Annotated in this window: 5 protein-coding genes; all 5 read right to left on the reverse strand. The window is 54.5% G+C overall.

The genetic code is table 11. From position 1 onward, the window contains the following. Positions 1-116 precede the first annotated feature (116 nt). A complete protein-coding gene (locus tag MSG32_RS18070) occupies positions 117-1,475 on the reverse strand; it encodes a restriction endonuclease subunit S (protein ID WP_248377724.1) in 1,359 nt (452 codons plus the stop codon). Beyond that, a complete protein-coding gene (locus MSG32_RS03590) occupies positions 1,472-3,067 on the reverse strand; it encodes an N-6 DNA methylase (protein WP_248377726.1) in 1,596 nt (531 codons plus the stop codon). The genes MSG32_RS18070 and MSG32_RS03590 overlap by 4 nt, the downstream gene beginning before the upstream one ends. A gap of 34 nt (positions 3,068-3,101) precedes the next feature. Continuing rightward, positions 3,102-6,605: a type I restriction-modification system endonuclease gene (hsdR, locus tag MSG32_RS03595; RefSeq protein WP_248377728.1), complete on the reverse strand. Its 3,504-nt coding sequence runs from the start codon at positions 6,603-6,605 to the stop codon at positions 3,102-3,104. Between the two features lie 156 nt (positions 6,606-6,761). Then, on the reverse strand, positions 6,762-12,239 hold the full coding sequence (hhe, locus tag MSG32_RS03600; RefSeq protein WP_248377730.1) for a DUF4011 domain-containing anti-phage protein Hhe: 5,478 nt from the start codon (positions 12,237-12,239) through the stop codon (positions 6,762-6,764). A gap of 611 nt (positions 12,240-12,850) precedes the next feature. Then, the gene (locus MSG32_RS03605; protein ID WP_248377732.1) at positions 12,851-14,359 is read right to left on the reverse strand and encodes a BCCT family transporter; all 1,509 of its coding nucleotides are present in this window, start codon (positions 14,357-14,359) and stop codon (positions 12,851-12,853) included. Positions 14,360-14,421 lie beyond the last annotated feature (62 nt).

A 14,421-nucleotide genomic window follows, 5' to 3' on the forward strand; every position in this document is an offset into this window, starting at 1 on the left:
GGGCAGGGCCGTGGGGTCTAGAGACATGAACACCGATGTCTTGGCTTGCTATCACGCATGGCGGGCGTTGGAAGTGATGCTGTCCTCACGTCAAGTGCCAATGGTGCGCATAGGCCTTATGCGCTGGCCTTATTCTTGCGAGTGCGCTTGACCGCTGCCTGAGCTGCGCGCTCGGCTTGTATGCGCGCCAGCAGGGCAGAAGCTGAGTTTTCACCACTGATCAACTCCGGGTGCTGCTCACGCCACTCGGCGGTCAGCTCGCCGCGAAATGCCTTGGCCAGAATCGACTGGGTCAGATTGTTCACTCGGCCTTGCGCCTCCTTCACCCGCTGCTCGACCTGATCGGCAAAGGTAAAGAGCTGATCAACCCGGCGGACAATTTCTGTCTGTTCTTCTATTGGTGGACAACTAAGTGGATATGCTCCAAGTTTTTTGGCATTAATATTTGATTGGCTTACTCCATCTGATTTTACAGCGTGACAGTATTGTCGTGCTGATGGGCTATTCAAGTGATAATTTAAAAAATCAGGCACTAATGTTTCTAAGCATCTGACTCTAATTAGGTAGCCCGCGTATATAGACTCTCTCTCGCCTTTAAATATAGATGTTTTACCAACAAGTTCAGGGCTATTTGTTCGGTTGAAAAGCACATCTCCATGTTCCAGGCGATATTTTTTAATTTCGGCATCATTTGATGTATAAGCGAGATCTTTCCAATCTAATTTACCATTCTGAAGGTTGCCCATACGCAGTACTGGCACTTTACCTTCTTTCTTTGATTTTGAAGATGTTCCATAACTAGGTTTATGAATAAAATCGTTCAGCTCCCCGTTTATCCAGCCTTCTAAGTGTTCAGTACCACGCCATTCCTCCGTCAGCTTGCCGCTGATGGCAGCAGCTAGCACTGACTGGCGGAAGCGCTTCAGAATGCCCGGCAGGGCGTCGAGGCGGCCCTTGAGCGTGTCCACCTGTGCTAGCAGAGTGTCCAGGCGGTCAGCGATTTCTCGCTGTTCGGCGAGGGGGGCTAGTATAAACGGGGCAGCTAAGCCATCTTTTGTCCCTAGTCGGGGCATATTCACGCCATAACCGACCTCAGTAACATATGCCAAAAATTTAGGATGTTTTAACCAATAAAAAAGGAATCGGTTATCTAAGTTTTTGGAGGCTTTTATAGGGACTATTTCGGTAGTGCTAACACCGTTGGAGTCCGCCAGTATTACTTTATTGAGATACGGGCGCAGTTTTCCATAAAGAACATCACCTGCTTCAAAGCGGTTCTTAGTGCTTTTTGATTTTCGTTCAGAAAACGTTAAGCGCTGAAGTAGTTTTGAGGAATCTTTCTCGATATCTTCAAGTTCCAGCACCCATGTATCATCAGTCAGATCGCAAGGTTCCGCTTTAAATGTTTTACCATAGTCAATAACGTCGCCTAATTTAAGATTGAGCCAAAGCGAAGGGGTTTTATCAGTAATCACGCTTTATCCCCCAGCCCCAATGCTTCACCCAGCAATTGCTTCTGAGTATCCGCCTCATCCCCCGCACCCAGTGTCTGCATCAGTTGATCCAGCTCGCGCAGGGCTTCGGTCAGTTCGCTCATGGCCTCGGCGGCCAGTACATCAGGCGCGGGTAGGTTGGCGGCATCGACGCTGTCGTGGTCTTTCAGCCAGCTGATATCCAAGGAGTCGCCCTTGGTATCGCGAATCCAGTCACGGCTGAAGCAGCGCCAGCGGCTGGTGGCGAGGTCTTGCGCGACATCCTGGTTTTCTGCGGTCTCGGTGACTTCAATCTGTTCAGCGCCAAAGCTCCAGTCGCCTTCTGTGCGGGGGCTGGTACCATCGGGCTGCTCGCCATACACGCCTTCAAACGGCTGCAGGTGTTTGGCAGTAAAGGGGCTGCGCTTGCCGAAGCTCGGCATATTGGTGCGCAGGTCATACACCCATACCTTCTGCGTGCAGTTTTCCTGCTGGCGCGGGTCAGTGGCGCTGCCTTTGGTAAAGAACAGTACGTTGGTCTTCACCCCCTGGGCGTAGAAGATGCCGGTGGGCAGGCGCAGGATGGTGTGCAGGTTGCACTTGTCCATCAGGTCGCGACGGATCTCGGTGCCGGCACCGGCCTCGAACAGCACGTTGTCGGGTAGTACCACGGCGGCGCGGCCACCGGGCTTGAGCCCACGATAGATATGCTGCAGGAAGGCCAGCTGCTTGTTGCTGGTAGGGTAGGTGAGGTCATCCCGGCTGATGCTGGCCTCGCCGCCCTTGGCGGTGCCGAACGGCGGGTTGGCCAGCATGATATCGGCATTGGGCAGCTGCATGCCCACCTGTCCCAGGCTGTTGCCCAGATGCACCACGCCTTCGTCATCGCCTTCCATGCCGTGCAGCAGGCAGTTCATCAGCGCCAGTCGGCGGGTGCCGGGCACCAGCTCGACGCCGATGAAGGCCTGATTGCGCTGAAATGCCTGGGCCTTGGCATCCAGATCGTAGAGGTCGTCGGTCTGGTCCTTGATGTAGCGGTCGGCGGCAATCAGGAAGCCGCCGGTCCCCGCAGCGGGGTCCTGTATCACTTCACCGGGCTGGGGCTTGAGGCAACGCACCATGCTGTCGATCAGGGCGCGAGGGGTAAAGTACTGGCCGGCACCGGACTTGGTTTCACCCGCATTCTTCTCCAGCAGGCCTTCATAGAGATCCCCCAGGCCATCGGCGCGGGCGCTGAACCAGTCGATGGCATCCAGGGTGGTGATCATCTGCTCCAGATGGCGAGGCTCGCGCAGCCGAGTCTGGGCATCGGCGTAAATGGCGGCAATCAGGCTGTCACGGCTCTTGGAGAGATCCAGCAATATCTGCTTGTAATCGTTGAGCAGGGGCAGGCCGCTCTGACTGGTGAGGTCCGGCCAGCGGCAGTATTCCGGCAGGGCATGCTTGCTGAGCAGGCCGGCCTCGGTGTTTTCGTGTTCCATCTTGATGAACAGCAGTAACACCAGCTCGGTGACATAGTCGCTGTAGTTGATGCCGTCATCACGCAGCACATCACACAGATTCCACAGCTTCTGGACAATTTCGTTATTGGTCATCGAGTTCTCAGTCTTGAATGATTCATGTTGACGTTCAGGCCACTTTCCACAGCTGCTCGGACAGCTCATCGAGCACGGTCGTCAGCTGATTGTCGAGCTGTTTGTCGAGCACCTTGGCCCCCCCATCACGGGCAAAGGCCTGATTGATGAACTGCTCATCAATCACCACCTCGTGAGTGAGCTGCTTGGCTAGCCGGTCAAGCCACTTGCGCTGCTTCGGGGTCCAGTCGTGGGTGCTATAGATATGCGCCATGGCCTGGTTCACGCGTTCGGCAAAGGGCACCAGCGCTTCGCGCATGGCCGCTCGGCGAATATGGCCGATGATGCTGGCGGCAATGTCCTGATTGCTGTTGTTGCTCCAGGCACTATTGAGGTTGGCCTCGCTGAAGCCGTTCTTGTCGAGCAGCAGTCGCACTTCCTTGAGTTGCTCGCGGGTCAGATCCTTTGGCCGGTTTACCACCACGCCCAGGGCGGCCGACTGGTTGAGCTGCTGGCGAATGAAGTCGTCAAAGCTATCCAGATAATCGGCGGGCTTTTCATGCAAGCCATAACTCTGAGTGCGGGATCTGAACTCATCAGCGCCTGAGTAGACAATCGGACTGCGCTCTGAGCCCAGCAGCATCTTGACTTCGGCCAGGCTATTGAGCAGGCCGCTGTGACGACGCATGAAACCTGCAGCACCGGTCGGGCCCAGCTCATGGAGGTGCTGGTGAAGTTTATCAGGTTGGGTGCCCCACTCGTCACCCAGTTCCATGAGCTTTTGCTTGAGTTCGGGCTGGGTTTCGGCCTTGCTGGTCGCCTTGCGAGTAATGCGCATCACCTTCTGACAGAGGGTGTTGAGCAGGTCATCGGCATGAGACTGGTCGGCCAGGGTGCCGGGGGCGCTCATGGCGTGTTCCATGACCTCATCATCCGTCAGTTCCATCACCAGCTGCTCCAGGCTGATATTGGGATTCTTGACCAAGGGCGTCATGGAATTCACGTCTTGCAGGGTGGCGTAGATGTCTACCGGGTCGTAGATCTTGAATACCGTCTTGCCGATATCATCGCAGCGGCGGGTGGCCCGCCCCATCATCTGCTCGAACAGAATGCGGCTTTTCACCCGGCGCAGGAACACCAGATGGCAGATGGGCGGCACATCGATGCCGGTAGTGAGCAGGTCCACGGTGATGGCGATGTTGGGAAAACGCTCATTCTTGTATTGGCGGATCAGAGTGCTGACCTTGTCGCTCTGGCCGGTGATCTTGCGAACGGCGGCCTCGTGGTAGGCATCGTCGTACTGCTCCTTGAATGCTTCATCAAGCAGCCGCTTGACCATGTCGGCATGCAGGTCGGTGGCACAGAAGATCATCGTCTTCTCGTCGCCCAGGGGGTCCAGCTCCTTGGCCAGTTGCTGGCAGATCACGCGATTGAAATCTTCCGTGATGACCCGGCGGTTGAAGGCCTCCACTTCAAAGTGTTGCTCATCTTCCAGTTCGGCCAGCTCCACCTCACCGGTGTGGGTGTTGATGACCTCCACTTGCTCGCCCTTGTCGATATGAATGCCTTGCTGGCTGAGCAAGGTTTCATAGCGAATGGGGGGCTCATGGTCGATCAGCCAGTCATCGGCCACCGCTTCCCGATAGGAATAGGTGTATACCGGGCGACCGAAGATGTCAGAGGTGTGCTTGGCTGGGGTGGCAGTCAGGCCGATGCGTACCGAGTCGAAGTAATCGAGCACTCGTCGATAGCTGGACAGATACTGGCTGGCATCTCGAGTGGCCAGCTCGCCTTCGCTCATTTCCTGGTCCAGGGTATAGCCGCGGTGGGCTTCGTCGATGATGATGCAGTCAAAGTCATCGATGGCCGGAGGAGTATCGGACTGAAATACCCGCTTCACCATGGCTTGCACCGTGGCAACCTGAATGCGGGTTTCGCTTGCGGCGGCCATGTCGCCCAGCTCGGCAACGTTATAGATCTTGTTCAGGGGGAAGTTCTGTTCCAGCGGCATGTCGTCAAAGGCGTTTTGCGCCTGCTCGCCCAGGGCGGTGCGATCCACCAGGAACAGAATCCGCTTGAAACGCTCTGCCTTCAGGAAGCGATACATCAAGCCAATGATGGTGCGGGTCTTGCCGGTACCGGTAGCCATGGCCAGCAGACACTGGCGCTGGCCGTGTGACAGAGCCTGCTCTACTGATTCAATGGCTTTTTGCTGGTAGTCGCGCAGCTTGAGGTAGCCATAGGGCTCCTGCTCCAGCCGGGCCTCGGCATCGCCCTTGCTGCGGGTAAGGTTGTCGAGCAACCCTTCTGGACTGTGGAATTGCTGCAGAGGGCGGGCCAGATTGGCCACGGCGCGTACATCGCGAAACCAGGTGCCGGACTTTTCTGCCAACTGCTTGACGAAAGGGCGGCCATTGCAGGAATACACGAAAGGCACCTGGAAAGTGCCTCCCTTGCCGTCATCCCAAGGCTTGTGCAGCTTCGCGATCGCCCAGGGAGACTCCCAGCCCTGATGCATGGATAGGCCACGGGAATAACGCTCAGCCTGGTGGATCTTGCCGGCCACATCGGTGTTCTTGCGCTTGGCTTCCACCACCGCGATCGGGGTCAAGCCCGCAAACAGCACATAGTCGGCTGCCTGCTTGCCTTGGGTAGGCCATTCGGCAATGGCCAGGTTCTTGCCCTTTTCCGGGCGAGTGCCGTTGCCCCAGGTCAAAAGCTCGGTGTCGGCTTCCCAGCCGGCCTCGATCAATTGCATATCGATCAGAATGCGGGTTTCTTCTTCGCTCAGGTTGAGCTGCTTGCTGGCTTGCTGGGTGCGGCGGGAAACTTCTGCCACAGCCTTGTGCTGCTCGGCCTGTTGTTGCAGCTCGGCCTTAAGCCTAGCCTCAAAGGCCGCCTGCTGGCGTGCCAGTTCCTGCTCGTGATGCTGAGCCAGCTCCGCCATGGATCTGGCTTCCTGGTCCATCAGGTTGGCAAGCTCAGCGTATTCGGCGCTTTCCTGGGCCTTCAGCTCAGCCAGCTGTTGCTGCTTTTCCGTTTCCTGCTGCTGATGCTCCAGCTGTTCGCTGGTGCCTTCAAGCTGGCTGTTCAACTGAGCAATCTGCACTGTCAGCTGGCGCAGCTCGGCGCTGGGGTCCTTGGGCGGTACAAAGGCACCGGGCTTGAATTCTTCGCCTTCGGTGCCAAATGCGCGATGGAACCAGACGGCCAGTTCACGGGCCAGCTTGAGTGCATCCATCGCCTCTTTGTGGCCGGTCTGAAACTCGTGGGTGGCGCGGTTACCTTCAATACGCAGCACATGAAACATCTGTCGCACGGACTGATCCAGCCCCAGCTCGCGAGAGAGTCGGTGCAGCAAGTCGGCCTGGGTGGTGCGTTCTTCCAGCTCCAGGCCGATTCGAGCAGCTATATGCTGAGCCAATGCCTCACCCAGCTGACGTAGCTTGATGAGTGTGGTGTTGGGGTCCCCGGCAAAGGTCTGCTCGGCGGCCCGTGCCAGATGAAAGAACAGCGGATCATGTTCACTGAGAAAATAGAAGTTGGAGTCGTGTTCCATGGGCTCCCTGCGAGGCTTGGCGTTATAACGTTGATTTATTGGATAATTTGATTTAGCTGACACGCATGTGAAGATAAATTATCCGGATTGTCAGAGAAGGGTGAAGCATCAGCAATACCATTGCAGGCCTGTCAGTGACAGGCCTGTCGTGTGGGTTTATTGCAGTACCTTCGTTCTTGCTTCCTTGCCTTCCAGTATCTCCAGAATACTATCGAGAAAACGATGTGCTTCCTTGGGCTCGGTAGCATCACGCAGATACTTGGGGATCATCTCGACAAACTCTGAACGTGAGCAGGGCTGGTGCTCGGCCAGCGCTTCTATCATTGCTGGTCTCAGCAGCCGGCGCTCGGCTGGTGTGTCTGGGAAAGCCTCTTCAATCACCTGTTCGGCGAAGCCCTTGAGACGCAGGCTCAAGGGCTGATCTCCTGAATCAACTGCTTGGGGCCCTGGACTTTGAGCAACTGCTTCGAGTTGCTCATTCACTTCAACTGCAACCGCTTCTTCGATAAAAGGCTGTTGTTCAGTTGCCGTTTTCAGTTGATTCAGCTCACGAATGATAGGGTCCAGCTCGCCATCCGGGTTACTGAACCAGTCGGTTGACCAGATGCGTCGAATTCGCCACCCCAGGCGCTCCAGGACTTCCTGGCGCAGGCGGTCTCGGTCTCTGGCTGACTTTGCTGAGTGGTAGGTCGCACCGTCGCATTCGATGCCCATGAGATAGCGCCCCGGGTTACCTGGGTCTCTGACCGCGATATCCACAAAGAACCCCGCTACGCCGACTTGAGGCTCGCAATGGAAGCCGGCGGCTTGCAGAGACTCCATGACTGCAATTTCGAAATCACTGTCAGGTGCCTTGCCGGTGGAATAGCTGATGCCTTCCATGTTCCCCTTTTCAGCAAAGTGCAGGAAACCACGCAAGGCACGTACACCGCTTTTGGTGGTTTCACTTACCAGAATGTCTTCAGACTTCATGGAGCTGAACACATGCATGCGCTTTTTCGAGCGAGTGAACAAGACATTCAGTCGACGCCAGCCAACATCGGAGTTGATCGGGCCAAAGCGTTGATAGACTCGTCCTCCAACTTCTCCCGGACCATAGGTGAAGGAGATGAAGATGACATCCCGCTCATCACCCTGAACATTTTCCAGGTTCTTGATGAATAGCCCATCCTCCTGATTGCGGAGAGCATCTATGGCGTTGCTGATCTCTGAGCTTGTCTTGCAGAGCTCATCCACCGCTCGCTCAATCTGCTCGCGCTGCTTGGAGTTCATGGCGACGATGCCCAGTGATTCATGTGCATTGTGCACCGCATGTCGGGCCACGGCTTCTGCCACGACTCGGGCTTCTTCGATGTTGTGCTGGTTGACGAACCGCCCCTGCTTTACAAGCGTAAACTTGACGCCGAAGTCTTCCGACTGCGCATGTGGGGAAGGGAATACCACCAGGTCACTGTCGTAAAAGTGGCGGTTGGAGTAAGCAATCAGGTGCTCATGCTGCGAGCGGTAATGCCAGCGCAAGCGCCGCATGGGGAACAAGGGTAGAGCAGCATCCAGAATACTGTCAGTTTGTACCATTGCCGCCACATCTTCTTCTTCACCTGAGACATCGGAGCGGTCGAAGAAACTGGTAGGCGGTAACTGTTTGGGGTCTCCCACGACCACCAACTGACTGCCTCGAGTAATGACCCCCAGGGCGTCTTCAGGTTTCACCTGAGAGGCTTCATCCATCACCACCAGATCAAATTGTATTTCACCCGGCTGCAGATAGTGCGCCGCAGACATGGGCCCCATCATGAAGCAAGGTTTGAGCTCTTGCAGAGCTCTACCGGCACGGTTGATCAACTGACGGATAGGAATATGCCGCGCCTTCTTGCCCAGCTCATGCTTGATCAATGCAAGCTCGGTATACTCCGACTTTCGTCCACCAGATACTCCTTCGGGAATCTTTCTCTGGGCGATGATGCTGGCGATACGCTTGCGCTGGAGCTTTTGAAGCTCCTTGTCGTAATGACGGAACGTTTTCTGGTCCTGATTTTTGCTGAGACCGGAGATTCTTGCCAGATGCGGTTTGGCCGCAATGATCTCTCTGGACAACTGATCATGTATTGCCAGTGACAGTCCTTCATCGACCTGATCGATGAGGATGTTGCCTGCCATGACTTCCTTCCAGATTCTCTCCAGGCCATTGGCGAACATCTCATGCTCTGAGCGAATAAAGTTGACCCAGCCATTCAGCCATCGAGGATTTGAGATAGCCCTGTCATTACGTTTCGTAATGCCAGTGAGGGTAAAGTCGGTTGACGCCACCCAGAGCTTGTTGTCAAGTTGAGTGGCCTCTGCATAAGTATGATAGGCCGATTTCTGCTGCTGCCATTGTTGTTTATATTCAAGTGCATCATGCCGTAACTGCTGGAAATCTTCGGTTGATTTCATCTCTTTAATGGACTTAGCCAGCGAGCTTACCGAAAGATGTTGCAGTTTTCTGGCAAAGGACAGGGTGCTTTGAATCGTGGTGAGAGCAGCTTGATTGTCCTTGCCCACCCCCCAGTACAATCGGGCTACGTCTCCAAATAGAGAGGAGACCAGCGGGTCATGGCTGAGGCGCTGTTGCAGCGAGGATAATTGCTCTAGCTGTGACACTCTTTGCTGCAGCTCTAGTAAAGAAATATCCTGTTTCAACACCCAGGTCAGAGTCGTTTCCAGCACTGTCGAAAGAGACATGATGACCTGTTGGATTTGCCCGGTGGCCCCTGTCAGCTGTTCCCTGTCACTGAATGATTGTTGCAGTTTTGGGTAGAGTCCCAACGTCTGCTCGAGCCCGGCCATGGTGTCACGAATGGAAGTGACGATATCTTGTTTATGAAGTTGCTGGATGCCCTTGATCAATTGAGCGTCAAGGTCGAGCAAAGCAGTCCCTGCTATGACTCTTGGGCCAAAGCCAATGCCATAAACCTCTCGAACTTGGCGATACCAACTTCTGAGCATCAGCAGTGATTCAATATCTGTATCCAGGCTGGCATAGAGTTCTCCTAGAAGCTTGCTGAAATTGCTTCTTTCCAGATGCCCGACCTGTTCAGAATATTTGATCAAGGTATCCAGCTTTTCGACCATTTCCGCTATTTTGGTGTCAGGGCTCTTCGCCATGCTCTTGAGATTTTTTCGAGCAGTACGCCAGTCACTATTGAACCACTTGAACATGCCTGCATTGGCAAGATGATGTTGTATGTTTTGCAAATCTTCATGTGGAAGCAGTGCGTCTAGACGATAAGTGTTGCGCAATGTAGCTCGTAGTGGGTGGAGCTCATGCAGTTGCTGCTTCAAATTGGCAAGAATCGCATCCATTTCATCATCGTCGAAACGACTTGACCGAAGTTTGACAAGCTCGCCTGGAAGTTCGTTGGTAAGCTCTATCAGTTCGATGAAAGCTGACAGTCCTTCCTTGCTGTTGGTCAGGAGAGCTGCAAGTGGCTCCGGCAGCGCAGTCTTCAACTCTTGTTGCTTGACAAGATATTCATCTAGTTCGTTTGAGGCTTTGGTCAGATGAATTACGGACTTCACTATATCCGATAGCAATGACTGCGTTGATGCTCCGAAAGCAGTTACAGGGTCAGTGAATACCGGTGGTATCTCCCCGTCCATAAGCAAAGTCAGTTTATCCCGAACCAGTTCTGGATCTAACTCTTCATACAGGCTTTGGAGAGTGATGAAGTCATTTATATTGCGCTCAACATCATCTATGGTTTCTTGATTCAGTCGTCTCAAGGCCGGGAAGTACTCTTGGCCTTTCAGCTCCGGCAATTTTGAAAAATCTTGATCAAGACAGTCAAGCTCTGGAAGCGTTTGTAGTGTATTCGAGTCAAGCTGCCAGCGTGATACAAAATGCTCAGTGGTGTCGATAAGCTGACCAAGCGTTTTCTGCCAGCTACTCAATAACAGGACTATTCTCTCGCTATCAAAGATCTGAATGTCGGTATTGGTGACGCCACTCCAAGGGTGATCATATATAGCTGAATTTTCACCGACCTGTTGGCGAACTTCAGCATAAATCCCCGTGAATGCTTTTATCTGATCGCGTAGCCTGAGTAGTTTGATCTCATCGAGGCTTTCCCCAGAAAGGCCAGTCACATGTAAGCGTGTAGGATCAATGGTCAGCTGGCGGCGGTAGCGTGAAGCCCCGCTGAAAATATCATGGATACTCTTGTTTGTGGCACCCCAGATCCCGTTTATTTCTTTGGTATAATCATTGAGTTGATTTTTCAGTTCTTCATAGCGAGCTACTTCGGCATCAATTTTTTGGGGGCTCTGTAGCTTTGACTGACCCACGATGCGAGAATTTATCTCCTCAAGGACTTTCCGCTTCTGCGACTTGTGGCTGTGAAGCTCCAGACAAAAATCGCCCAAGCCGGCTTTGTCGAGTCGGCGTTTGACGACTTCCAGTGCTGCCAGTTTTTCGGCAACAAATAATACTTTCTTGCCGCTTAGCATGGCGGCAGCAATCAGATTGGTAATGGTCTGCGATTTACCGGTGCCCGGTGGGCCTTCAATCACCAGGTTATGACCGTCCACAGCATCGATCAAAGCACTATGTTGTGAGCTGTCAGCATCATCAATAAGTGGGAAACGCTGATGAATGTCACCAAGTTCATCTATCTCATGCTCCAGCTCAGTGCCAACTCCACCCTCGTTGGCACTTGTCTCTACGCTGGTAAAGAACCGGGTTACCACTGGATGTTGAGTGATATTGCGACCGTCCAGAGGCCAGCGTGCCGGATCGAGATCCAGGTACATCAGCATCTTGCCAAAGTTGAGCAAAGCCAAGGAAGCATAACGCTTGACTGACCACCGAGGTTGAGTCTTTGAGATAATGTCTTCTACCCAAGAAAGATATTTCTCGGGTGGCATGTTTTCTTCAAGATCTGGTAAATCAATGCCAAAGTCATTGGCTAGCTTTACCTGCAATGACAAGTTGGGAATAATATCTTCGCCGGTATATTTTATCTGGTACCGGTACACCCCAGCGTTGGCATTCAGCTTTCCTCTTTCCAGCATCACTGGAATGGTAAACAACGGGGCGAGTCGACTCTTGTCGGAATTCGGTGATTCAAACCATTCCAGGAAACCCAGCGCAAGATACAGAATACCTGTACCGGTTTCTTCAATTGCAGTTTGGGACTTGTTTCGGATTCCACGTAGCCTGGATTCCATTTCCTGAGGAAACAACAGGATCTGGATGTCATTATCACAATGTTCAGGCTTGGTGTGATGCTCATCGGAGCGGGGTAGATCGTAGCTATTATCAATGCCCAATACCTTTGCCCACTCGCGTGCAGTCGGATCCGGCTTCAATCGCTTCTCGCTGCCGTCTTCCTCAGTCGTCAGGTATCCGTGTTCGAGCAGCTGTTTATATTGTGGGTCGGGTACAGCAGCGAACTGCATACCCTTTTCATCAATCAAGTTTTGATACAATTGATCTGGCAGCTCATTCACGACACGAAGTGAGCTACCTTTTTGATCAATTGGAAAGTTAAGCAGTCGATTCCTGCTGGTAATGTCTAGCAGCTTTCTGCGCATATTCTCGAGCGACTCGAGGACAAAAGGATCGACGTCTTGTGAAAATTTCTCGAATTGAGTCATTGTCATCTGCTCTACCATAAGTAGTTGACCGGGCCCGCTTACCACGGTTGGCAGCCATCTTCTTGGTGGCTGGATATGCGTCTTGTCGACCGCCGGCTTCTGCGAGCTAGCTTGAAGTGGGGATAACCATATGATTCTGAAAACTTTTGGTAATGGTTAGCGATGGTTGATAGTTGACTAACGATGTCACTGGACCAGGCAGCAGGCCTGCCTGCGCATGACAAAATGGAACAATACTAGCATATATTATAATTTGAGTATGATTGGATGAAACTTCTGAGCTAATACCGTGAGCGCAGTAGTAGCGGTTCCCTGGGGGCGTAAATTATTCCTTGGGAGCACCAGCACTGGACTCGTTTGCTGGGTGACTTTGCTCAGCTGCCTGGCGGCGATTTCATATCGTTCGCAGCTGGGATAGCTGGCTTGCTGGAAGCCCTTCCGGAGCTTGCAACGTGAGGGGGAGAGTGAAGAAGGAGGCGGGTAGTGCACAACCATTCTTCACTACTGCGTAATACACAACGGCCCTGCACCTCGTTAGAGGGCAGGGCCGTTGTGTTGGACAGATTGTATTGCGTCAGTACGCGCTGCGACGCCTCTCACGCCATGGCGGTTCAGCGCTGGGTGAGTGGCGCCGGTGCCGGGATGGCGCGGGTGGCGCGATCACGGCGTACGCGGATCACGAAGGCGATCACCAGCGCGAAGATACCGAAGGCGACGGGGATCGCGGCGACCGAGATCAGGCTCAGCAGTGTCTTGTAGACATCGCCGCCCAGCCAGCTGACCACGACAGCCAGGGCCGCCATGGAGACGATCCAGAAGGCGCGTGAGCGTTTGACGGTCAGCATCTCGCACACCAGGCCCGCGGAGTCAGCGCTGGTAATGAAGAACAGCAGGATGTTGAGCGTCAGGATGAGGGACAGCAGGCCGCTGCTGTCGATGGTGTCGATCAGCTTGAACACGTCATCGACGCCCAGGCTCAGGCTGCCGAGCCCGAAGACCACGAACCACAGGCACGAGAACAGGGTCGGCACCAGCATCACGCCCAGCACCATGCCGCGCAGGGTGTGGCCCTTGGAAATGCGGGCGATGAAGACACCGGTGAAGATGAACCAGCCATACCAGGCCGCCTCGAAGGCATACAGCCAGTCTGCCAGCCATGTCTTGCGCTCCGGATCGCCCAGGCCGATATCGGTGGCCATCGCGGGGTACTTGAGCAGGTATTCCGGCACCAGGCGCACGAAGGTGGAGAGGATGTCGCCGGGCACGGTCAGCACCAGCACGCCGAGCATCAGGATGATCGCGAACAGGGTGTTGTAGTTGCTCAGCCACTTGATGCCGCGCTTGAGGCCCGAGGCGGAGGAGATGATGGCGCATACGGCCAGTACGCAGATGATCAGGGTCGGGCTGAACTCGATGCCGACCAGCTTGACCAGCCCCTGCTGGATCGGGGTGGTCGCGTAGGTGAAGGACAGCGACAGACCGATGACGGTGGAAACGACGAGGCTTACCAGGTTCAGCTTGCTCCACAGGCCGTTGCCCAGCAGTTCTTCGGCGGGCTTGGCCATCTTCATGTTGTACATGGCGTGGGCGAAGAGCGCGCCGATGGCCAGATAACCGGCCCAGGCGAGCAGGCCCCAGTGATTGAAGGCGTTGAGCAGCGCCATGTCGGTACTCAGGCCGGCATCGGTGTGATATTTGGGTTCCAGCACGCCCCAGGTGAGCAGGCCGATGCCCATGCCGGTGGCGAACAGCATGCCCATCCAGCTCAGGGTATGGAATTCAGGGTCGCCTTCGCCGAAGCGCAGCTTGCCCAGCGGGGTAAAGCAGACCGCGACCAGCAGCAACGAGACGGCAAAGGCCGGCCAGGTGAACAGGAAGCCGAAGTTGCCGATCACCGAGCCCTTGATCAGGTCGAGACTGGCCAGAAATCCTTCGGGAAACAGGGCGGCGGCACCGATCAGCAGCGTGATCACGCAGACGGTCGCGATCGAGGTCAGGTATTGCTCCTTGCCACAGGCCGAGTTTCCCAGTCCGCAGATGTCGTCAGCGGAGTGCGCGTTCTGTTGTTCAGGCGCGGATTGATCAGAAGCAGGCTGTGCAGAGGGCGAGTGGTGGGTCATTGTGCGAGTCCTGATGTTGTTATTGTCGTGGCAGGCAACGTGATGCGGGGATGAGGTGACGC

Source organism: Cobetia sp. 1CM21F (assembly GCF_023161745.1).
In the GTDB taxonomy this organism is placed as follows: domain Bacteria; phylum Pseudomonadota; class Gammaproteobacteria; order Pseudomonadales; family Halomonadaceae; genus Cobetia; species Cobetia amphilecti.